Annotated in this window: 19 protein-coding genes; 7 read left to right on the top strand and 12 right to left on the bottom strand. The window is 72.8% G+C overall.

The annotated features are described in order from the left end of the window. Positions 1 to 32: 32 nt before the first annotated feature. On the bottom strand, positions 33 to 1,241 hold the full coding sequence (locus EUS26_RS10380; RefSeq protein WP_130013753.1) for a cysteine desulfurase-like protein: 1,209 nt from the start codon (positions 1,239 to 1,241) through the stop codon (positions 33 to 35). A 303-nt stretch (positions 1,242 to 1,544) separates the two neighbouring features. Then, complete coding sequence (locus EUS26_RS10385) at positions 1,545 to 3,149, bottom strand: M20/M25/M40 family metallo-hydrolase (RefSeq protein ID WP_130013754.1); 1,605 nt, start codon at positions 3,147 to 3,149, stop codon at positions 1,545 to 1,547. Positions 3,150 to 3,277: 128 nt separating this feature from the next. Between EUS26_RS10385 and EUS26_RS10390 the strand changes: the two genes are divergently transcribed. Continuing rightward, positions 3,278 to 5,338, top strand: coding sequence for a prolyl oligopeptidase family serine peptidase (locus EUS26_RS10390; RefSeq protein ID WP_130013755.1), 2,061 nt, complete (start codon positions 3,278 to 3,280; stop codon positions 5,336 to 5,338). 24 nt (positions 5,339 to 5,362) lie between these two features. On the opposite strand, the gene EUS26_RS10395 is transcribed toward EUS26_RS10390, so the two are convergent. Beyond that, positions 5,363 to 6,217: a GNAT family N-acetyltransferase gene (locus EUS26_RS10395; RefSeq protein WP_130013756.1), complete on the bottom strand. Its 855-nt coding sequence runs from the start codon at positions 6,215 to 6,217 to the stop codon at positions 5,363 to 5,365. A 152-nt stretch (positions 6,218 to 6,369) separates the two neighbouring features. On the opposite strand from EUS26_RS10395, the gene EUS26_RS10400 reads away from it, so the two are divergent. The 6 genes from EUS26_RS10400 to EUS26_RS10425 all read left to right on the top strand — a co-directional run bounded on the left by EUS26_RS10400 (position 6,370) and on the right by EUS26_RS10425 (position 12,977). Beyond that, complete coding sequence (locus tag EUS26_RS10400; protein ID WP_130013757.1) at positions 6,370 to 8,127, top strand: glycerol-3-phosphate dehydrogenase/oxidase; 1,758 nt, start codon at positions 6,370 to 6,372, stop codon at positions 8,125 to 8,127. A 59-nt stretch (positions 8,128 to 8,186) separates the two neighbouring features. Continuing rightward, entirely contained in the window at positions 8,187 to 8,921 is a 735-nt protein-coding gene (locus EUS26_RS10405; RefSeq protein ID WP_130013758.1) for an MIP/aquaporin family protein, read from the top strand. Between the two features lie 46 nt (positions 8,922 to 8,967). After that, positions 8,968 to 10,506, top strand: coding sequence for a glycerol kinase GlpK (gene glpK, locus EUS26_RS10410; RefSeq protein ID WP_130013759.1), 1,539 nt, complete (start codon positions 8,968 to 8,970; stop codon positions 10,504 to 10,506). A gap of 70 nt (positions 10,507 to 10,576) precedes the next feature. Continuing rightward, positions 10,577 to 11,392, top strand: a complete 816-nt coding sequence (locus EUS26_RS10415) for a basic amino acid ABC transporter substrate-binding protein (protein WP_130013760.1) — start codon at positions 10,577 to 10,579, stop codon at positions 11,390 to 11,392. Between the two features lie 11 nt (positions 11,393 to 11,403). Beyond that, entirely contained in the window at positions 11,404 to 12,207 is an 804-nt protein-coding gene (locus EUS26_RS10420; protein ID WP_130013761.1) for an amino acid ABC transporter permease, read from the top strand. After that, positions 12,207 to 12,977: an amino acid ABC transporter ATP-binding protein gene (locus EUS26_RS10425; protein ID WP_130013762.1), complete on the top strand. Its 771-nt coding sequence runs from the start codon at positions 12,207 to 12,209 to the stop codon at positions 12,975 to 12,977. The genes EUS26_RS10420 and EUS26_RS10425 overlap by 1 nt, the downstream gene beginning before the upstream one ends. A 72-nt stretch (positions 12,978 to 13,049) precedes the next feature. Here the strand turns inward: EUS26_RS10425 and EUS26_RS10430 are convergent, their stop codons facing one another. The 9 genes from EUS26_RS10430 to EUS26_RS16965 form a co-directional block, all read right to left on the bottom strand. Further along, positions 13,050 to 13,526, bottom strand: coding sequence for an SRPBCC family protein (locus tag EUS26_RS10430; protein ID WP_130013763.1), 477 nt, complete (start codon positions 13,524 to 13,526; stop codon positions 13,050 to 13,052). A 14-nt stretch (positions 13,527 to 13,540) separates the two neighbouring features. Then, a complete protein-coding gene (locus tag EUS26_RS10435; protein ID WP_238148912.1) occupies positions 13,541 to 14,248 on the bottom strand; it encodes a nucleoside/nucleotide kinase family protein in 708 nt (235 codons plus the stop codon). Continuing rightward, on the bottom strand, positions 14,245 to 15,108 hold the full coding sequence (locus EUS26_RS10440; RefSeq protein WP_130013764.1) for a GNAT family N-acetyltransferase: 864 nt from the start codon (positions 15,106 to 15,108) through the stop codon (positions 14,245 to 14,247). The genes EUS26_RS10435 and EUS26_RS10440 overlap by 4 nt, the downstream gene beginning before the upstream one ends. Positions 15,109 to 15,143: 35 nt before the next feature. Further along, positions 15,144 to 16,319: a flavodoxin-dependent (E)-4-hydroxy-3-methylbut-2-enyl-diphosphate synthase gene (ispG, locus tag EUS26_RS10445; protein WP_058892458.1), complete on the bottom strand. Its 1,176-nt coding sequence runs from the start codon at positions 16,317 to 16,319 to the stop codon at positions 15,144 to 15,146. A gap of 53 nt (positions 16,320 to 16,372) precedes the next feature. Next, positions 16,373 to 17,695 (bottom strand): M50 family metallopeptidase, encoded by a 1,323-nt coding sequence (locus EUS26_RS10450; protein ID WP_130013765.1) that lies wholly within the window; start codon positions 17,693 to 17,695, stop codon positions 16,373 to 16,375. Positions 17,696 to 17,707: 12 nt separating this feature from the next. Then, a complete protein-coding gene (dxr, locus tag EUS26_RS10455; protein ID WP_165368582.1) occupies positions 17,708 to 18,931 on the bottom strand; it encodes a 1-deoxy-D-xylulose-5-phosphate reductoisomerase in 1,224 nt (407 codons plus the stop codon). After that, the gene (locus EUS26_RS10460; RefSeq protein WP_130013767.1) at positions 18,928 to 20,181 is read right to left on the bottom strand and encodes a threonine/serine exporter family protein; all 1,254 of its coding nucleotides are present in this window, start codon (positions 20,179 to 20,181) and stop codon (positions 18,928 to 18,930) included. The genes dxr and EUS26_RS10460 overlap by 4 nt, the downstream gene beginning before the upstream one ends. Positions 20,182 to 20,186: 5 nt before the next feature. Next, positions 20,187 to 21,026 carry a hypothetical protein gene (locus EUS26_RS10465; protein ID WP_130013768.1) on the bottom strand — a complete coding sequence of 280 codons (840 nt, stop codon included), beginning with the start codon at positions 21,024 to 21,026 and terminating at the stop codon, positions 20,187 to 20,189. Further along, positions 21,023 to 22,189 (bottom strand): hypothetical protein (locus EUS26_RS16965; RefSeq protein ID WP_202865112.1); only part of this gene is annotated, 1,167 nt, incomplete at its 5' end. The genes EUS26_RS10465 and EUS26_RS16965, both read right to left, overlap by 4 nt.

Genomic DNA, 22,189 nt, shown 5'->3' on the forward strand with positions numbered 1-22,189 from the left:
GGGTGGACGGTCGCGGCGCCGGGCGAGCCGGCTCAGCGCCGGGCGGCCACCTCGGCGACACCCGCCAGCAGCCGGTCCACGTCCTCGGTGCTGGTGTAGGGCGCGAGTCCCACCCGCACCCCGCCGGTCGGCCCCAGGCCCAGCCGGTGGGACAGCTCCCACGCGTAGAAGTGGGAGGCGGGCGCGTTGACGTCCAGCCCGGCCAGGTGCCGGTGCACCTCGGTCGGCCGCACCCCGTCCAGGGTGAAGAAGAGCGTCGGCGTCCGGCGGGCGGCCCGCGACCACAGGGTCAGGCCCTCGATCCCCCGCAGGCCCTCCTCGGTGCGCTCCCGCAGGGCGCCCTCGTGCTCCTCCACCGCGGTGAAGGCGCTGGTGAGACGCTCCGCCCTCGTGGCGCCCTCGCCCCAGCCGGCGATCACGTCGACGGCGGCGGTGGCGCCGGCCAGCAGCTCGTAGGGCAGGGTGCCCAGCTCGAAGCGCTCGGGCGCGGCGTCGCTGGAGGGCACCAGCTTGTCCGGGTGCAGCTCCTCCAGCAGTCCGCGGCGGGCCACGAGCACCCCCAGGTGCGGCCCGAAGAACTTGTAGGGCGAGCAGGAGAGCAGGTCGGCGCCGAGCGCCTCCCGGTCGATCCGGGCGTGCGGGGCCAGGTGCACGGCGTCCACGTGGACCAGGGCCCCGGACTCGTGGGCCGCGTCGGCGATGCCCCGCACGTCAGGCCTTGTGCCGAGCAGGTTCGAGGCCCCGGTCACCGCGACCAGCCGGGTGCGCGCGGAGAGCACCTCGGTGACCGCCCCCACCGGCAGCTCGCCGGTCGCCGGGTCGACCTCCGCCCACCGGACGGTGGCGCCGACGGCCTCGGCGGCCAGCACCCACGGGCGGATGTTGGCGTCGTGGTCCAGCGAGCTCACCACGACCTCGTCACCGGGGCCCCACGCCTGCTCGCGGGCGAGGGTGCGCGCGAGGTCCATGGTCAGCGCCGTCATGCTCCGGCCGAAGACCACGTCGCCGGGCGCGACGCCCAGCAGGTCGCCCAGCGCGGACCGAGCCTGGACGACGACCTCGTCGGCGCGGCGCTCGCTGGCCGTGACGACCCCCCGGTTCGAGATGGGGCTGGTCAGCGTGGAGGCCACGGCACCGGCCACCGCCTCGGGCGTCTGCGAGCCCCCGGGTCCGTCGAAGAAGGCCACCCCGGAGCGCAGGGAGGGGAACTGGGCACGGACGGCGGCGACGTCGAGCGGCATACCGCCCACCCTAGGCGCGCCTCCGCACCGCGTCCGGTCCGGCCCAGGTCACGGTCCGGGCACCGCGTGTGCGGAAGGGCTTCTGATGCAGACGTGCCTGGCCGCGCACCCACCTGAGCAGAGAAACGCCGCCCAAGCAGGTGCTGCGACCCCTGCCTCGGCCATCTTTCTCTGCTCAGGCGGCGACCGCTCCCCCGCGCACGCCGCCTGAGCAGAGAGACGCACGCACGACGAGGGTGGGCGGGCGCGCGGCCCGCCCACCCTCGGGTGCCTCGGCCCTGGCCGGCTGGCCCGGGCCGCGCGTCACTCGTGCTCGCCCACCACGTCGTGGTCGTGGCCGTGGTCGTCGCCACCCAGCGGGCCCGCGAAGGTGTGCTCGGGACCGGCCGGCTCCGGCACGGTGAACCGGCCCGGGATCCTCGCGCCCGCCACCCCGTTGACCGCCTCGGTGGAGGCCGCGTAGGTGAAGACGGCGAAGGCGACCGCGTCGGCGTTCACCGACAGCGCGTGCTGGTCGACGTTGTCCAGGGTGTCGCACTCCTGGTGGTAGCACGGGTCGAAGGACTCCCCGGCCACGCCGCCCCAGATCGCCTCCTGCTCCTCGGTCTTGACGACCTCGGCACCGGTGAACAGACCGCCGGAGGGGATGCCGTTGTTGATGAAGGCCTGGTAGTCGCTACGACCGCTGAAGGCGGAGTCGTCGTACGGCTCGCCGCGCAGCGTGTAGAACGACTCGAAGGTCCTCTCGATGTCCTCCGACCCCTCGGGCACCACGACCGGCGCCTCGAAGCTCGACTCGTCCGCGTCATACACGCCGAAGTAGTAGTTCGGCGACCCGATCATGTCGAAGTTGAGGTAGAGCGCGATCTCGTCCAGCTGCTCCTGGGTCCGCTGCTCCACCCACTCGGTGGAGCCGATGAGGCCGAGCTCCTCGGCCCCCCACCACGCGAACCGCACGGTGTTCTGGGGCTTGGACTTGCTCATCTGCTGGGCGACCTCGAGCAGTCCGGCCGAGCCGGACCCGTTGTCGTTGATGCCCGGCCCGGCCTGCACGGAGTCCAGGTGGGCACCGGCCATGACGACGTTGCCGTCGGTCTTCCCGGCCAGCTCGCCGATGACGTTGGCGGAGGTCGCCTCGAAGAAGTCGACCTTGACCTGCGCGGTCGAGCCCTCCTGCGCGAGCGCCTCGCCGGCGTCGAAGGACGTGCCGACGACCGGGATGCCCACGACGTCCTCCCCGCCGAGGGTCGGGTTGACCGCACCGAAGCGGTCACCCGGGCCGGTGCTGTCGCCCTGGTTGAAGATCACCACGGCCTCGGCCCCGGCAGCCTCCGCGTTGAGCGCCTTCACCGCGAACGAGCAGGAGCCTCGCTGCGTCAGCACGACGTCGTTCGGCCCGGACAGGTCCAGGCCGGCGAAGTCGGCCGCCTCGCACGCGCTGCTGTTGGCCCGGTCACCGGCGAGGTTGACGTCGACCGGGACCACGGACCCGGTGACGTCGCCCTCCCCGGTGCCGGTGGCGTCGTTGGCGGGGTAGTCCGCCGCCACGGGCGTCAGCTGGCGCAGTGCCACGTCGGCGGCGTCGTAGGTGAACGGCACCACCTCCGCCGTCCAGCCGGCTGCCTCCAGCGTCTCGACCACGTAGTCGACGCTCGCCTCGTAGCCGGGGGTCTGGTCGGCGCGGTTCCCGTCGTTGGCGTCCGCGATGGCCTGGAACGCCTCGAGGTGCTCGGTGACGCCCTCGGCGGTGACGCACTCCAGCAGCTTGGCGTAGGTGTTGTTGGTGCGGTTGTCGCAGCCGTTCTTGGCCGGAGCAGCGCCGGAGGGCGCGGCGACCAGGGCGGAGGCGACGAGGGCGCCGGCAGCGGCCGCGCCCAGCGTGCGCCGGGGGCGCAGGCGGTGGTTCATGAGGACTCCTTCGTCACTCGGTGGACGGGCCCGCTGGGACGGGGCCCGCGGGCCAACCTAGCCACGAGACGCGGAGTTGACCAGCACCGACCCGAGACGCCCTGGCGGCGTGTGATGACATGGGGCGCATGACGCAGACCTCGTCCGGCACCGACCCGCACCGCTGGCTCGAGGAGGTCGAGTCGCCGCAGGCCCTGGACTGGGTGCGCGAGCGTTCGACGGCCAGCGAGGAGGCGCTGCGCGGCACCGAGGTCTTCCCCCGGCTGCACGCCGGCATCCAGGACGCCCTGGAGGCCAGCGACCGCGTCCCGCTCGTCCGGCAGGCGGGCGACCACCTCTACGGGTTCTGGACCGACGGCGAGCACCCGCGTGGCGTGTGGCGCCGCACCACCTGGGCGTCGTACCGCACCGAGGAGCCGGTCTGGGAGGTCCTGGTCGACGTCGACGCGCTGGCCGCCGAGGAGGACGTGCCGTGGGTCTGGCAAGGGGCCGGGCTCCTGCGCCCCGGCTACGACCGCGCCCTGGTGCACCTGTCCCGCGGGGGCTCCGACGCCGGCACCACCCGCGAGCTGGACCTGACCTCGGGGCAGTTCGTCCCCGAGCCCGAGGGCTTCGCCAAGCCCGAGGCCAAGGGCAGCCTGACGTGGCGGGACCGCGACCACGTCTTCCTCACCACCGCCGACGACCCCACCGGCGCGACCCGCTCGGGCTACCCGCGCACGGTGCGGCTGTGGCGGCGCGGCACGCCCGTCGCCGAGGCGGAGGTCGTGCACACGGTCCTCGAGGAGGACCTGGGGGTGTTCGTGCACCACGACCAGGAGCGCGACCAGACCGTCCTCACCCGGGTGCCGGCCTTCTACCGCGAGCAGGCGCTCGTGCTGACCCCGGCAGGGGTGCGGGCCCTCGACCTGCCCGAGACCGCCTCCATCTCGGTGCACGACGACCAGGTGGCCGTGGAGCTCCGGCACGCCTGGCGCCCCCGGCCCGGCCTGGAGCACGCGCCGGGCTCGCTGCTGGTGGCCCCCCTGGAGGCCGTGCTGGACGACCCGGCCGCGGCGCCATGGACCTGCCTGGTCCGGCCCGACGAGCGGTCCGCGCTGGTCGACGTCACCTGGACCGCGACCCAGCTGGTCACCACCACGCTGCGGGAGGTGCGGCATACCGTCCAGGCGCACCGCAGCACCCCGCAGGGGTGGGTCAGCGTCGACCTCACCGACGCGCTGGAGGTCGGCCTGCGCACGGTCAGCCTGGCGGCGGTCGACGACCACGACACCGACGACCTGTGGGTCGTCACCACCGGCTTCCTCGACCCGATGACCCTGTCGCTCGCCCACCTGGACGAGACGCAGACGCTCGAGCTCGAGCCGCTGCGACAGGCCCCGGAGCGCTTCGACGCCGCCGGCCTCAGGGTGACCCAGGAGTGGGCCACCTCGGCGGACGGCACCCGGGTGCCGTACTGGCAGGTGGGGCCCGCCGACCTGCCGGACGACGGCTCGACGCCGACGGTGCTGCACGGCTACGGCGGGTTCGAGCAGCCGCTGACGCCGGCCTACGACCCGATCGTGGGGCGCGCCTGGCTGGCGCACGGGCACGTGCACGTCGTCGCCAACATCCGTGGTGGCGGGGAGTTCGGGCCCCGCTGGCACCAGTCGGCCCTGCGCGAGCAGCGCCCACGCGCCTACGAGGACTTCGTCGCCGTCGCCCGCGACCTCGTCGCCCGCGGCGTCACCTCGGTGCCGCGTCTCGGGACCACCGGGCGCAGCAACGGCGGTCTGCTCGTCGGCAACATGCTCACCGGCTACCCCGAGGACTTCGGCGCCGTGGTCTGCCAGGTCCCGCTGCTCGACATGGCCCGCTACCACCACCTGCTCGCAGGTGCCTCGTGGATGGCGGAGTACGGCGACCCCGACGACCCGGAGCAGTGGGAGTGGCTGCAGGGCTTCTCCCCCTACCAGCGCTTCGACGCCGGGCGGCCGACGCCCCCGGTCTACCTCGCGACCTCGACCCGCGACGACCGCGTGCACCCGGGGCACGCGCGCAAGATGGCGGCGCTGCTGGAGGAGCACGGCCGGGACGTGACCTACTGGGAGAACACCGAGGGCGGCCACGGTGGCGCGAGCACCGCAGCCCAGTGGGCGACGTGGCACGCGCTGGCCTGGGCCTTCCTGCACCAGCGGCTCGCCGGCTGACACCGGGGAGCGGCCAGGCCGCGGTCAGAGGAGGACGGTGGCGAAGGTGCCCGTCTGCACCATGCCGACCCGCCGGTAGGTCGCCATCGCGCGGTGGTTGAAGTCGTTGACGTAGAGGGTGACGACCGGAGCCACGTGCCGGATGGTGTGCTCGACGACAGCGGCCATCGCCGGTGCGGCGAGCCCCTGGCCCCGCCACTCCGGGTGCACCCAGACCCCCTGGACCTGGGCGACCCCCAGCGCCACCGATCCGAGGTCGGCCTTGAAGACGACCTCGCCCCCCTCGACCCGCACGAGGGTGTGCCCGTGCTCGACGAGGCCGGCCACGGCTCGGCGGTATGCCGTGGCGTTGCCGCGGTACGGCGGGTAGCCGATCTCCTCGGTGAACATCGCGGCCGCCGCCGGGAGGACGAGGTCCACCTCGTCGGCCCGGGCCGGACGCACCCGCGGGTCCAGCGGCACCCCGACCTCGCTCGGGAGGGTCTGCATCGTCATCACCGGCTGGTTGCGGCGCACCTCGCGAGGCTCGCCCCAGTGCCGGCGCAGCCGACCCCACAGGTCCAGCACCTGGTCCGCCGGGCCGAACACCGAGCTGGCGGTCGCCCGCCGCTTGACCACCGCGCCCGCCAGCGCCCCGAGGGCGCGCGGGCTGGCACCGACCGGCACGACGTTGGCCGCGCACCAGCACAGCGCGTGCTCCCGACCCGTCTCGTAGCCGTAGAGCGGCCCCCGGGTCCCCACCAGCCCGCTCTCCCGGATGCGCGCCGCGACGAAGACGTTGGTCACCGGGTCCTGAGCGCACACGTCCAGCGCCCGTCGGACGTCCTGCAGCCCGTAGGCGCGCACGCTCGAGGTGCCGGAGCCGAGGGTGCGCAGCATGACCCCAGCCTGCCCCACCCGCGGCGCTCGTGCGACACCGGCCCGCGCGGCACCTCGGCCAGCCCGACGGCCGCCTCCGTGCCCTTGCGGGACAGGTCCGGGCAGGGCAGGATCGGAAGGCACCACGGGACGTCCACCACCGGAAGGCCACCATGCAGCCTCGCCCACTCGACCCCGCCAGCCGCGAGCAGGCGATCCAGACCCTCAAGGACTCGGGTGCGGGCGGCCGGCCGCTCGACGTGCTGGTCATCGGGGGTGGGGTCACGGGTGCCGGGGTGGCGCTCGACGCGGCCACCCGCGGGCTCTCCACGGTCATCGTCGAGGCGCAGGACTGGGCGTCCGGGACCTCGCAGTGGTCGACCAAGCTCGTGCACGGCGGTCTGCGCTACCTGCAGATGCTCGACTTCAAGCTCGTGCACGAGGCGCTCACCGAGCGGGGCCTGCTGCTCAAGACCCTGGCCCCGCACCTGGTCAAGCCGATGCCGTTCCTCATCCCCCTGGAGCACCGGGTGTGGCAACGGGCCTACTACGGAGCCGGGGTCACGCTCTACGACGTGCTGGCCAACATCATGCCCGGGCGGCGTGCCCTGCCCATCCACCAGCACACCACCCGGGGTGGGTTGAGCAAGCAGTTCCCCGACCTGCGTCACGACACCGCCATCGGCGCGGTCAAGTACTACGACGCCACCGTCGACGACGCCAGGCTCGTGTCCACCCTGGTGCGCACGGCGCACACCTACGGTGCGCGGGCCGCGAGCCGCACCGAGGTCGTCAGCATCGCCAAGGACGAGCACGGCAAGGCCGTCGGTGCCGAGCTCGTCGACCTGGAGACCGGTGAGCGCTTCGAGGCGCGCGCCGAGCACGTCATCAGCTGCACGGGCGTGTGGACCGACGACGTCTCGGGGCTGGCCGACACCGACGGTGGCCTGAACGTGCTGGCCTCCAAGGGCATCCACCTCGTCATCCCCCGTGAGCGCATCCAGGGCACCTCGGGCCTGTTCCTGCAGACCGAGAAGTCGGTGCTCTTCTTCATCCCCTGGTCGCGCTACTGGATCCTGGGGACCACCGACACCCCCTGGGAGCTGGACCGGCAGAACCCGGTCGCCACGGCGGCGGACATCGAGTACGTGCTCGACCACGCCAACGCGGTGCTCAAGACCACCCTCACCCGGGACGACGTCGTCGGCTGGTATGCCGGTCTGCGTCCGCTGCTGCAGCCGGGCACCAAGGAGGGCACCGACTCGGCGAAGGTCAGCCGGGAGCACACCGTCGCCAGCCCGGTGCCCGGACTCACCGTCATCGGCGGCGGCAAGCTCACGACATACCGGGTCATGGCCAAGGACGCCGTCGACTTCGCGCTCGGCGGCAAGGCCGACGACCTGCCCTGCGTCACCGACCAGATCCCGTTGCTCGGCGCCGTCGGCGAAGCCGCCATGCGGCACCGGATGCCGGCCCTGCGCGAGCGGTACGGCTGGAGCGAGCAGATGACCGACCACCTGCTGCACCGCTACGGGTCGCTGGTGGAGGAGCTGCTGGAGCTCATCGACGACGACCCCTCCCTCGCCCGCACCCTGGAGCACTCCACCGCCTACCTGCGCGCCGAGGTCGCCCACGCCTGCCGCACCGAAGGGGTCCTGCACCTCGAGGACCTCATGATGCGCCGCACCCGACTCATCTACGAGGCACCCCGCAAGGGTCTGGACACCGTCCCCGAGATCGCCGACATCGCGGCGGCCGAGCTGGGCTGGGACGAGCAGAAGAAGCAGGCCGAGATCGAGGCCTACACCGCCCGGGCGGAGGCGGAGATCGCCGCCGCCGCCGAGCCGGATGACGAGAGCGCCGCCCGGGTCCGGGACCACCTCGGTGAGGTCGCCCCGCTCCAGGCGATGGGGGCGGGCAAGGACGCCTGACCCTCGGTAGGCCCCCGGACGCCCGTCCGGGGCCGTGAGAAGAGAAAGGATCCACCGACGTGGGAGAGATCTTCGTCTCAGAGGTGCTCGGCACGATGATGCTGCTGCTCCTGGGTTGCGGCGTGGTGGCCAACGCCATCCTTCCCAAGACCAAGGGCACCGGTGGTGGCGCCAGCGCCGCCTGGCTGCTCATCAACTTCGGCTGGGGTCTCGGCGTGTTCGCCGGTGTCTTCACCGCCTACAAGTCCGGGGCGCACATCAACCCCGCGGTCACCATCGGGCTGCTGGCCAACGGGGCGGAGGAGTTCGCTCCCGGGGTGGAGGCGAGCATCGGCAACGCCGTCATCTACATCCTGGCGCAGCTGCTCGGAGCCTTCATCGGCGCCGTGCTGTGCTGGGTGGCCTACAAGCAGCACTTCGACGCCGACGGCGACCCGGCCGCCAAGCTCGGGGTCTTCTCGACCGGGCCGGAGATCCGCAACTACGGGTGGAACTTCGCCACCGAGGTGATCGGCACCTTCGTCCTGGTCTTCGTCGTCATCATGTTCGGCAACACCCCCAACGAGCTGGGTCCGCTGGCCGTGGCCCTGCTGGTCGTCGGCATCGGCGCCAGCCTGGGTGGCCCCACCGGCTACGCGATCAACCCGGCCCGTGACCTCGGGCCCCGCATCGCCCACGCCGTCCTGCCCATCCCCGGCAAGGGCAGCAGCGACTGGGGATACTCCTGGGTGCCGATCGCCGGCCCCATCGTCGGCGGCATCCTGGCCGGCCTCGTCGCCGCGCTGTACGGCTGACCGACCCCACACCCACGAACCCACAACGACGTGAAGGAGCGCATCCATGGCTGACTACGTCCTGGCGATCGACCAGGGAACCACCAGCACCCGTGCCATCGTGTTCACCAAGAGCGGTGAGATCCACTCGGTCGGGCAGAAGGAGCACGAGCAGATCTTCCCCAAGGCGGGATGGGTCGAGCACGACCCGGCCGAGATCTGGCAGAACACCAAGGAGGTCATCGGCATCGCCCTGGGCAAGGGTGGTGTCGGCAACGACGAGCTCGCGGCCATCGGCATCACCAACCAGCGCGAGACCGCGGTGGTGTGGGACAAGAACACCGGCGAGGCCGTCTACAACGCCATCGTCTGGCAGGACACCCGGACCGACAAGGTCGTGGCCGAGCTGGCCGGCGACGAGGGCGCGGACCGCTACAAGCACATCTGCGGCCTCCCGCTCGCGACCTACTTCTCCGGCCCGAAGGTGAAGTGGATCCTCGACAACGTCGAGGGGGCGCGTGAGAAGGCCGAGAACGGCGACCTGCTCTTCGGCAACACCGACAGCTGGACGGTGTGGAACCTCACCGGCGGCACCGAGGGCGGCGTGCACGTCACCGATGTCACCAACGCCTCCCGCACGATGCTCATGGACCTGCAGTCGCTGAGCTGGTCGGATGAGGTGGCCTCCGACATGGGCATCCCCCTGTCGATGCTGCCGGAGATCCGGTCCTCGGCCGAGGTCTACGGCGAGAGCACCAAGCTGCACGTGCCGATCGCCGGCATCCTCGGCGACCAGCAGGCCGCGACCTTCGGTCAGGCCTGCTTCGAGAAGGGCATGAGCAAGAACACCTACGGCACCGGCAACTTCATGCTGCTCAACACCGGGACCGAGATCGTGCCGAGCGAGAACGGCCTGCTCACGACCGTCTGCTACAAGATCGGCGACCAGGACGCGGTGTACGCCCTGGAGGGCTCGATCGCGGTGACCGGCTCTCTCGTGCAGTGGCTGCGGGACAACATCGGGCTCATCTCGGACGCACCCGAGATCGAGCAGCTCGCGACCCAGGTGGACGACAACGGCGGCTGCTACATCGTGCCGGCGTTCTCCGGGCTGTTCGCGCCCTACTGGAAAGACGACGCCCGCGGCGCCATCGTCGGGCTGACCCGCTACGTCAACCGGAGCCACATCGCGCGGGCCGCCCTGGAGTCGACCGCGTTCCAGACCCGGGAGGTCGCCGACGCGATGAACGCCGACTCCGGCGTCGAGCTCACCGAGCTGCGGGTGGACGGCGGCATGGTCGCCAACGAGACCCTCATGCAGTTCCAGGCCGACATCCTGGGGGTGGACGTCGTGCGCCCCAAGGTGGCCGAGACGACCGCGCTCGGGGCCGCCTACGCCGCGGGCATCGCCGTCGGTTTCTTCTCGGGCGAGCAGGACGTCATCGACAACTGGGAGGAGGGCCAGCGCTGGAGCCCGCAGATGCGGGACGCCGAGCGCGACCGGCTCTACCGCCAGTGGAAGAAGGCCGTGACCAAGACCTTCGACTGGGTGGACGAGGACGCCGAGGCGGCCGAGGAGGCGGCCGAGGAGGCCGAGACCGCCTGACCGGCATCGATTCGGTCACGATCCGGCCCGGGTGAGCGCGTCTCGCCCGGGCCGGACGTATGGTGCGCCCATGAAGAACTCCATCCTTCCCGTGATCGCCGCCAGCACCCTGGCCTTCTCCCTCGCCGCGTGCGGCTCCGACGACGGCGGCAGCGACGCCGGCTCCGGCGGCGAGGAGGCGGCCGGCGCCGACCTCGAGCTGGTGACCGACGGCACCCTGACCGTCTGCTCCGACGTGCCCTACCCGCCCTTCGAGGACTTCGACGAGTCCACCGAGTCCGGCTTCACCGGCTTCGACGTCGACATCGTCAGCGCAGTGGCCGAGGGCCTGGACCTCGAGCTGGAGATCAAGGACTCCTCGTTCGACGCCCTGCAGTCGGGTCTGGCCCTGAACTCCGGGGACTGCGACATGGCGGCCTCGGCGATGACCATCACCGAGGAGCGCCAGGAGAACCTCGCCTTCTCCGACGGCTACTACGACTCCCAGCAGTCGCTCCTGGTCCCCGAGGACTCCGACATCGCCGGCATCGACGACCTCGCCGGCCGGACCGTCGGGGTGCAGCAGGGCACCACCGGTGAGGCCTACACGCAGGAGAACGCGCCCGAGGCGACCATCACCTCCTTCCCCAGCGACGCGGAGATGTACCAGGCGCTGCAGGCGGGACAGGTGGACGCCCTGCTCCAGGACCTGCCGGTCAATGTGGAGCACACCCGGGACGGCGGCTACGAGATCGTCGAGGAGTACTCCACCGACGAGACCTACGGCCTGGCGATGAAGAAGGACAACACGGCCCTCGTGGAGGCGGTCAACGAGCAGCTGACCGAACTGCGCGACAGCGGCGAGTACGACGAGATCTACGACACGTACTTCAGCACCGAGGGCTGAGCCGCCGGCCGATGGGCTCCCTGACCCGCACGCAACGGCAGCGGGCCGTCCAGTTCTCGCTGTACGGCCTGTTCGTCCTGCTGATCGTCCTGTTCTGGGTGGTCTCCGACAAGGAGGCGATCCGGGCCAACTTCTTCCTCGCCGAGGGGTTCACCGAGACCTGGCAGGACTTCGTCTTCATCGGCGCCAAGAACACCATCCTCTACACGGTCATCGCCTTCGTCGGCGGCTTCGTGCTGGCCATGGTCCTGGTGCTCATGAAGCTCGCCCCGGTCGCGCCCTTCCGCTGGCTCGCCACCGCCTACATCGAGCTCTTCCGCGGCCTGCCCGCCCTGGTCGTCATCCTCTTCATGGCCTTCGGCGTCCCCATCGCCTTCGGGTGGAGACCGCCGGGCGGACCGGTCGGGGCCGGCCTCGTCGGCCTGATGCTGGTGTCCGCGGCCTACATGGCCGAGACGATCAGGGCCGGCATCGAGGCGGTGCCCAAGGGCCAGACCGAGGCGGCCCGCTCCCTGGGGATGAACGGGGGCTGGACCATGGCCACCGTCGTCATGCCCCAGGCGCTGCGCATCGTCATCCCGCCCCTGACCAACGAGCTGGTGATCCTCATCAAGGACACGTCCCTGCTCTTCGTCATCGGGATGGCGGCCAACGAGAAGGAGCTGACCACCATGGCGCGGGACTTCATGAGCAGCGGGCCCTCGGCCGGCACGGCGACGTCGCTGACCTTCGCCGCACTGCTCTACCTCGCCATCACCCTGCCGCTCACCCGTGTGGTGGCGTGGCTCGAACGTCGACAGAACAGGTCCCGCTGATGACCACCCGGCTGCACCCGACCCAGGAGGTGGACCCCGGAGCCCCGGCGATCGAGGTCCGTGACCTGCACAAGTCGTTCGGTGACAACGACGTCCTGACCGGCATCGACTTCCATGTCGACGCCGGTCAGGTGGTCTGCGTCATCGGCCCGTCCGGCTCGGGCAAGTCGACGCTGCTGCGCTGCGTCAACCGGCTCGAGGAGCCGACCTCAGGACAGGTGCTCATCGAGGGCATCGACATCACCGACCCGGAGACCGAGCTCGACGCGGTCCGCTCCCGGATCGGCATGGTCTTCCAGCAGTTCAACCTCTTCAGCCACATGACCGTCCTGCGCAACCTCACCATCGCCCAGCAGCGGGCGAAGAAGCGCAGCCGCAAGGAGGCCGAGGAGGTCGCCCGCCGCAACCTCGACCGGGTCGGGCTGTCGGACAAGATCGACGCGTACCCGGCCCACCTGTCCGGCGGCCAGCAGCAGCGTGTGGCCATCGCCCGGGCGTTGTCCATGGACCCGGACATGATGCTCTTCGACGAGCCCACCTCGGCGCTGGACCCCGAGCTGGTCGGTGACGTGCTCGACGTCATGAAGACGCTGGCGGGCGAGGGCATGACCATGATGGTCGTCACCCACGAGATGGGCTTCGCCCGGGAGGTCGGCGACAAGCTGGTCTTCATGGCCGACGGCGTCATCTGCGAGGAGGGAGACCCCCGCGAGGTGCTGGGCAACCCCCGGGAGCCCCGCACCCAGGAGTTCCTCTCCAAGGTGCTCTAGCCGCCCGGGGGTGAGCACGTGCAGGACGGCACCGCCGGTCGGCTGATCGCCGCAGTGGGCCCGGCGGGGCGGTCAGCGCTCGACCAGGTCCTTGAGCCGCGCGAGGCCCTTCTCGAGGTCCGTGCCCACGAGCCGGTCCATCGACAGGACGCGCCCGAGCACCCGCATGACCCCGGTGTGCTCGCCGGCCATGCTCCAGGTCACCAGGGTGCGCTCCCCCTCCGGCTGCGGCACGAGGTCGAACCGGATGTCGGCGTCCGCCGGGAACGGCCTCTCGAAGTGCAGGTCGATCTCCACCGCCCGAGACCCCAGCACGGAGCTGATGCGCATCGATCCGGCACCGGCCTTGGTGCCGCCGTCCCAGGCGTACTCCGACCCCGCCCCGGACGTCGGACCGGAGTAGCTGCGGCGCATCCGTGGGTCCGTGCCCTCCCACGGCGACCAGTCCCGCCACCGACGGAAGTCGACGAGCTCGGTGAGGACCCGCCCCGGGGCGGCCTGGACGAGGGCGCTGCGGGAGGTGGCGTACGGCACCGGGGCCAGCCGCATACGGGTCCCTCCTGTCACTGGTCGAACCACTGCGGCTCGTCGGGGTCGGGCCAGACCAGCTCCGGCCGCTGCAGGTCGGTGTTGTCGACGATCCACTCCGGCGCCCAGGTGCGGGCCTGGAGCCGGTAGAGGCGCTGCGCCTCAACGTAGCGCGCGTTCGCCGGGTGGTCGGGCAGGTCGTCGCCGGACACGCGGGACGCGGCGGACCGGGCGTTGCCGCGGGGCACCGTCACCGACTCCGGTGCCGTCACCAGGCACGTGGCGTCCCACTCCCCCCGCAGCTCGGGGCGACGCAGGAAGACCCCCTCGACCAGCAGGACCGCGTCCTCGGCGAGGGCCACCGGCGCGGCGGAGACGGGCTCGTCCCGGTCGACGTCGAAGACCGCGGGCACGATGTCCTGCCCGGCGCGGAACGGCCAGAGCACCGCGCGTCGCAGGGCGTCGTAGTCGTAGGAGTCCTGGTAGCAGGTCTGCCCGGTGCGACCACGGGCGTACCGCTGCTCCCGGGGGTGGTGGAACCCGTCCACCGAGACGGCGTGCAGCTCGCGACCGGCGACGTGCGGGGCGAGCGCCACCAGCTCGGCCGCCAGCCGCGTCTTGCCGACGCCGTCGGGGCCGTCCATCGCGACGACGGCGCGCTCCCCGGGCCGCACGGCGAGCATGAGGCCGAGGAGGTCGACGAGCACCAGCTGGCGCAGCGGCAGGAATCCGGGGGCGGTCACCTGCTCAAGGGTATGCGGTGGCTGTCGTCCCACTCCATGTAGACACCGTTGTCGAGCAGGGTGGCGTCCGGCGGGGGCGGCTTCTCGACGAACCCGAAGGTGCGGTAGAGGGAGCGCGCACGGGTGTTGTCCGCGCTGACGTCGAGCCAGACACGGCGGACCCCGGGGCCGGCCAGTGCGTGCTCGAGGAGGTGGCGCAGCAGCAGGCGCCCCAGCCCCTGGCCGCGTCCCTCGGGCGCGACGACCATCCGGCGGATCTCGACCACCTCCCCGCCGGCGACACCGACGAGGATCCCGAAGGCCAGGACCCGGTCCAGCCGGTCGACGAGCACCCAGTGCTCGAGGTCCGGGTCCCGCAGCGCCCCCTCGTGCCAGTCGTACCCGCCCTGTCCCAGGAAGGGGCTGGTGTCCATGGCCTCCTCGAAGCTGACGACCGCAGAGAGGTCTCCGGGGCGGGTCTGCCGCAGGTGCGACCCGACCACCAGCCCGCTGCGGTCGCGCCCCAGCGGGCGGTCCCGCACGTGCGGCCGGCCGCTGGCCCGCGGCGTGGTGACGACGATCATCTCGAGGTCCTCCTCGCCGTCGTTGCGCATGAAGTGCCGCGTCCGCGGCGGCACCTCGATGCCCGACCCGGGGGGCACCGGCATCTCCCGCCGGCCGAGGGTCATCGTGCCGGTGCCGGAGAGGACGTAGAAGAACTGCCGGCCCCGGTCGTGGACGTGCGCCTCGGCCCGGGTGCCGGACGGCATGTGCTCGTGCACGACGGTGAGGTCCGAGCGGTCGACGAGGTGGAACGCCCGGCACACCTCGTGCCAGGTGCTCTGGCGGGCGGTCTGCCGGCTGATGGGGTCCGGTGCCATGACCAGACGCTACCCGGTGCCGTGTTGCCGGGGCGTTACCCGACGGTCACGGTGGCCCCGGCCGACGAGCCGGCGCCGTCCTCCGGCTCGCCCATCTCCTCGGCGATCCGCATGGCCTCGTCGAGCAGGGTCTCGACGATCTGGCTCTCGGGGACGGTCTTGATGACCTCGCCCTTGACGAAGATCTGGCCCTTGCCGTTGCCGGAGGCGACCCCGAGGTCGGCCTCCCTGGCCTCGCCCGGTCCGTTGACGACGCAGCCCATGACCGCGACGCGCAGCGGCACCTCGAGCCCCTCGAGGCCGGCGGTGACCTCCTCGGCGAGGGTGTAGACGTCGACCTGTGCCCGCCCACAGGAGGGGCAGGAGACGATCTCCAGCTTGCGCGGCTTGAGGTTGAGGCTCTGCAGGATCTGGTTGCCGACCTTGACCTCCTCGACCGGAGGCGCGGAGAGGCTGACCCGGATGGTGTCGCCGATGCCCTGCGAGAGCAGGGCGCCGAAGGCGACCGAGGACTTGATCGTGCCCTGGAAGGCCGGACCGGCCTCGGTCACCCCGAGGTGGAGCGGCCAGTCGCCCCGCTCGGACAGCATCTCGTAGGCCCGGACCATGACGACCGGGTCGTTGTGCTTCACCGAGATCTTGAAGTCGTGGAAGTCGTGCTCCTCGAAGAGGCTGGCCTCCCAGACCGCCGACTCCACCAGGGCCTCGGCGGTCGGCTTGCCGTACTTGTCCAGCAGCCGCTTGTCCAGCGAGCCGGCGTTGACGCCGATGCGGATGGACACACCAGCGTCCTTGGCGGCTCGCGCGATCTGCTTGACCTGGTCGTCGAACTTGCGGATGTTGCCCGGGTTGACCCGGACCGCCGCGCACCCGGCGTCGATGGCCGCGTAGACGTACTTCGGCTGGAAGTGGATGTCGGCGATGACCGGGATCTGCGACTTCTTCGCGATCGCCGGGAGGGCGTCGGCGTCGTCCTGGCTCGGGCAGGCCACCCGGACGATGTCGCACCCGGTCGCGGTGAGCTCGGCGATCTGCTGCAGCGTCGCGTTGATGTCGGTCGTCGGCGTCGTCGTCATCGACTGGACCGAGATGGGGGCGTCGCCGCCCACCTCCACCTTGCCGACCTTGATCTTGCGGGTCGGTCGGCGGGGAGCGAGCACCGGGGGCGGGGCGGAGGGCATACCGAGGGAGATGGGGACACCAGCTGTCATGCGCTCATTGTCGCACCCCGGGCTGGCCTCTCCCTGGGTGACCGTCGGGCGCGTCAGCCGAGCTGGACCGGGCGGACGATGTCGGCGTAGACGAGCAGCACGGTCATGCCCAGGAGGCCGAGGGCCACCGCATAGGCGACCGGCAGGGCGGCGGCCGTGTCCACCGGGCCCGGGTCCGGGCGGCGCCGGAGCCGCGCCCAGGCCTTCTTCAGGCCCTCCCACAGGGCCCCGGCGATGTGGCCGCCGTCCAGCGGCAGCAGCGGGATGAGGTTGAAGACGAACAGTGCCATGTTGAGCGAGGCCAGCAGCGAGACCAGCAGCCAGAAGCGCTCCTGCGCCGTCTCGACGAGCCCGTTCAGGCCGTCCTGGGTGACCTCGCCGGCCACCCGTCCCACGCCGACGACCGACATGGGCCCGTTGGGGTCCCGCTCCTCGGCGCCGAAGGCGGCCTGCGACACGTCGACCATCCGCTGCGGCAGGGTCAGCACGATGCCCGCCGTCCCGGTGAACATCTCCCCCACCACGGCCGGCACCGCCGTGACCGGCTGGGGCTCGTTGACGACCGTCGGGGAGGCGCCGAGGAACCCGACCTCGCCGAAGACCGGCTCGCCGTCCTCGTCGAGCACCGGTTCGCCCTCGGCGGTCATCAGGGGCCGATCGCGCAGCACCAGGTCCGCGGTCAGGGTCTGCCGGGTCCCGTCCCGCTCGACGACGAAGGTCGCCTGCTCACCCGCGTTCTGGATGGCATAGGTGGTCGCGGCCCAGTCCTCGACCGGCGTGCCGTCGACGGACACGATGGTGTCGCCGACCTCGAACCCGGCCTGGGCCGCCGGTGACGCGGGCTGCCCGTCGCAGTCGTCGTCGGTGACGTCGGTGTTGGCGCAGGCGGCGACCGCGCTCACCGTGGGGGTCGCGACCGCCACCCCCTGCACGGTGAGCAGCAGGGTGATGAGCACGGCGCTGATGGCGAGGTTCATGAGCGGGCCGCCGGACATGACGACGACGCGCTTCCACACCGGCAGCCGGTAGAAGACCCGGTCCTGGTCCTGCGGGCCGACCTCCTCCAGCGCCTCCTGCCGCGCCTGCTCGACCATGAGGTGCACCGGGTTGGAGCTGCTGGCGCGCAGCTTGCCGTCGTCGCCGCGCCGGGGCGGGAACATGCCGATCATCCGGATGTAGCCGCCCAGCGGGACGGCCTTGATGCCGTACTCGGTCTCACCGCGGGTGCGGGACCACAGCGTCGGGCCGAACCCGACCATGTACTGCGTCACCCGGACCCTGAAGAGCTTGGCCGGGACGAGGTGACCGATCTCGTGCAGCGCGATGGAGGCGGCGATGCCCACGGCGACCACCAGCACACCCAGCAGGTAGAGCATCGGACCTCCTCCTCAGCCCCGGACCAGGGACCGTATGCGGCGGGCGGCGGTCTCCCGCGCCCAGGCGTCGGCGGCCAGCACCTGGTCCACCGTCAGGTCAACACCTGCGGCGGTGGAGGAGTTCCCGTCGTGGTCGCCGACCACCTCGCGCACCACGTCGACGATGCCGGTGAAGGCGAGTCCGCCCCCGTGGAAGGCGGCGACGCAGACCTCGTTGGCGGCGTTGTAGACCGCGGGGAAGGTGCCGCCCGCCTGGCCGACCTGGCGCGCCAGGCGGACCGCGGGGAAGGCGTCGTCGTCGAGCGGCAGGAACTCCCAGCTCGTGGCGGTGGTCCAGTCGCACGCGGGGGCGACGTCGGTCAGCCGGTCCGGCCAGGCCAGCCCCAGGGCGATGGGGATGTGCATGGTCGGGGGCGAGGCCTGGGCGATGGTGGACCCGTCCACGAACTCCACCATCGAGTGCACCACCGACTGCGGGTGGACCACCACCTCGATGGAGTCGTAGGGGACGTCGAAGAGCAGGTGGGCCTCGATGACCTCGAGCCCCTTGTTGACCAGGGTCGCCGAGTTGGTGGTGACGACCTGGCCCATGTCCCAGGTGGGGTGGGCGAGCGCCTGCTCCGGGGTGACCTGCGCGAGGTCCTCCCGGCGCATCCCGCGGAACGGCCCCCCGCTGGCGGTGAGCACCAGCCGACGCACCTCCTCGGACCGCCCGGAGCGCAGTGCCTGGGCGATGGCGCTGTGCTCGGAGTCGACCGGCACGATCTGTCCCGGTGCGGCGGCCCGGGTGACCAGGTGACCGCCGACGATGAGGGACTCCTTGTTGGCCAGGGCCAGGGTGCTGCCCGCGCCCAGCGCCGCCAGGGTCGGGCGCAGGCCGATGCTGCCGGTGATGCCGTTGAGCACGACGTCGCTCCCCGCGCCGGCGAGCGTCGTGGCGGCCTCGGGCCCGGTGAGCAGCTCGGGCCGGTATGCCGGTCGCCCCGCCTGCCGGGCGGCGGCGGCCACCGCCTCGGCGAGGTCGGCCGGCGCGGCGTCGTCGTCGCGGGCGACCGCGACCTGCTCCACACCCAGCTCGACGGCCTGGGCGGCGAGCAGCCCGAGGTCGCGACCGCCGGCGGCCAGGGCCTGCACCAGGAACCGGTCCGGGTGCGCCCGGACGACGTCGAGCGCCTGGGTGCCGATCGACCCGGTCGAGCCGAGGATGGTCAGGGAGCGTGCGGTCACACCCGTCATTGTGCCTGCCGCCCACGCCACGTGGTCGCGGGGCGGGACACCGGGAGCGCCAGTGCGGAGCCGACGAGCAGACCCAGGGCGATGCTCGCCACGATGCCCACGGCGCCGACCAGGGTGGCTCCGTCGCCGCTGCCGGAGCCGATCTGGCTCACCCCCATGAGACCGACCGTGCCCGGGACCAGCAGCCAGAAGGAGGGCAGGAAGGCCACCAGCCGGGGCACGTCCTCGCGCAGCCGGCTCAGCAGGGCCGGGGCGAAGGACGCGACGACCGCACCGGTGAAGCCACCGATCGGCAGGGAGGACGCGCTCTGCTGCCCGGCGAGCTGGGCCCCGAAGGTCAGGACGAGCACCAGCCCCGACCAACGCAGCAGCGACCAGGGGAGGGCCTCCGCGAGGGTGATGCCCAGGGTGATGAGACCCAGCCCGAGCGGCGCCACCCACCACCCGGGTCCGTCCACCCGGATGTTGGCGAACGCGCCCTGGTCGACGGCGAGGACCATCGCGGCGCCCAGGACCCCGAGCGAGAAGAGGCCGAGCTGTACCAGCCCGTAGAACACCCGGGCCGAGCCGGCCACCATGGCGCCCTGGGCGAGCTCGCTGACCCCGGTGACCAGCAGGGCGCCGGGGAGCAGGACGGCGATCGGGCAGATGAGCGTCCGCAGGGGGCCCTCGAGCAGCTCGAGCTGGTAGCCGCCGAAGGCCAGCAGGGCGGCCACGAAGGCGGCCACCGAGGGGAGCAGCGACCCCATGAGGCTGTGCCGTCCCGCCTGGGTCATGCACAGGCTCACGAGCAGGGAGCCGAGCGCGGCGACGGCGACGTTGGGCAGGCCGGGCTGCAGGACGAGGGACAGTCCGACGGACACCCCCATGAGACCCAGGTGACGGACCCAGGCGGGGTAGGGGTGCGGCAGCGCGCGGACCGCGTCCAGCTCCTGCTCCGCCTGCTCCAGGCGCAGCCGCCCGGTCGCGAGGAAGTGCCGGATGGCGTGCACCGCCGCGCACTGGTCGAGCCGGAACGGACCGGGGACCGCGACCATCGAGGACGGCCCGCCCTCCGACAGCGCGAGCATGACGGCCGTCGGGCTGGCCGCGACCTGGACGTGCGGGTGGCCGGCTCGCGCGCCGAGCACCCGGACTTCACGCTCGGTGTCGACCACCGGCTCCCCCGAGGCCACGAGCTCGGCGGCCATCCGCAGGAGCGCGACCCGGGTCGGCGAGGAGGGGTCGGGGGCGTGGTGGGCGTCGGGCACGAGGCCTACGGTAGGCCCGGCCCCGGGTCCCCGTCCTGCAGCGGCTCGACCACCCGCGCCACCCACTCCCGCACCATGGCGCGGACCGCCTCCGGCGTCGTGGGGGCGAAGGTCAGCGCGGGCCGCGACCGGGAGTCCGAGGACGGCGTGCTGCCGACGGTGCCCGTCGGTGGTGGCGCGGTCGTGGTCGCCACGTGGCAGCCGGACACGCCGACCGCCAGCAGGACCGACTCCTCGGTGCCAGCGTCCGGGCGGGCCAGGGTGAGCTCGGCGAGGACCCGGGCGCCCAGCGTGGCCGCCGCCTCGTCCGGGTCGGCCAGGTCCAGGCGCACCGGGCCGCCGACGCCCGCGACCGCCTCCGGGTGCAGCACCGGGGCGAGGGCATGGTCGGCGAGGAGGTCGGGGTCGACCAGCAGGTCCAGGCCGTGCCACCCGCCCGGGTGCAGGTCCTCGACGACGCCACCGGCGGCGACGAGGTGCAGCAGCCGCAGGTCCGGGCGGTCCTCCGCCCCGGCGAGCCGGCGCTCGACCACGAGCAGCGCCTCGGCGGCGAGCCGGACGTCGAGCATCACGAGGACGAGGTCGGCCAGCGGGCTGTCCGGGACGAGCGCGCCGTGCGCGTCGAGCAGCCCCCTGCCCTGCAGCGACAGCAGGGCCTCGGCCCGGGCCGCCGAGCCACCTCGGGCGCGCCTGGGTCGGACCGCTTCGCCGGCAGGGTCATCGAGCCCCTCCCCGTCGACGTCGATGCCCAGCACCCGGGCGTGGGCGTCCTCCAGCAGATCGAGCTCGTGCGGGGTGACCACGAGAACCGGACCCGTGCCGATGGCGCCGTCCGGGCCGCTCATGGCCGCCACGCCCCGAGCCGGACCGGACCGGGCAGCACGGGGGCGCGCACGACCGGCATGAGGATCGGGTCCCCGAGCCGGCGCCACCAGTCGCGCACCGGCTCGGTCCCGGGCAGCCGGCCCACCACGCGGTCGACGATCTCGCGGGAGGGCAGCCCCACCCTGCCCGGGGGCAGCCCGACGACCCGGTGACGCCGGCTGGTCACCGGCTCCAGCGCGGGCGCGAGCACCTCCCCTGCCCGTCGGACCCGGCGCCCCACCTCGCCGCGCACCGCCGCGCCGGCGCGGGGCAGGTCGCGGCGGACGGCCCGCAGCCGCTGCGCCGCCCGGTGGGAGGCGACGACGACGCGCCGACCGGTGCGCTGCACGAAGGACGGGCCGTACGTGCGCCCGTAGCGGCCGATGGCCGACGCGCCGTCCCACGCCGCGTTGCCCAGCGACCACGCGGCCCACGCCGACAGGAGCCCGACCCCCACCCCGCCGACGACGGGGTGCACGACGGCGCCCGGGACGACGAGGAAGCCCCCGACGAGCCCGCCCAGCGCGAGGGCGCGGGTCACCTCGCCCCTCCACCCGCCGTAGCCCCCGCCGTCGCGCAGGTCGGCCCACGCCGCGAACCACGCGGCGACCAGCGCGAGCGGCCCCGGGACCAGGGCGATCCGCCCCAGGGCGGCGCCCCCACGGACCTGGACCAGGGTGCGCAGCCGGGCCAGCGCCTGGGCCGCCCGGTGCCTGGCCCGCTGTCGCGCGGCCGGGCTGGCCGCCCACCGGGCCCGGGCCAGCCGGACCACCAGCTGGGTGCTGCGCACGACCCGCTCGACGGTGCCCCAGGCATACCCGACGGCCTGCAGGGCCTTGGTGGGGACGGTGCCGAGGTCGCGCACCTCGCCCAGGAGGTCCCAGGCCTGCGTCAGCCGTCGCGCCGCGGACCGCTCTCGTTCCCCGAACTCCTCCTCCGCCGCCCCGACCCGGCGCAGCGCGAGCGCCTCCTCGTCCTGCAGCTCGCTCATCCGGCGCTGCCGGACCAGCTCCAGGCCGGGGTCGGGTGGCGGCACCGGCAGCCGCAGCGCCGCCAGCTCGGCCCGGGCCCGCTCGGCCCGGCGCTGCCAGTGCCGCACCTCCTGGCTCGCCACCCGGGCGGCCGCCGCGCACTCCTGCACGGC

This window comes from Serinicoccus sediminis (genome assembly GCF_004153545.1).
In the GTDB taxonomy this organism is placed as follows: domain Bacteria; phylum Actinomycetota; class Actinomycetes; order Actinomycetales; family Dermatophilaceae; genus Ornithinicoccus; species Ornithinicoccus sediminis_A.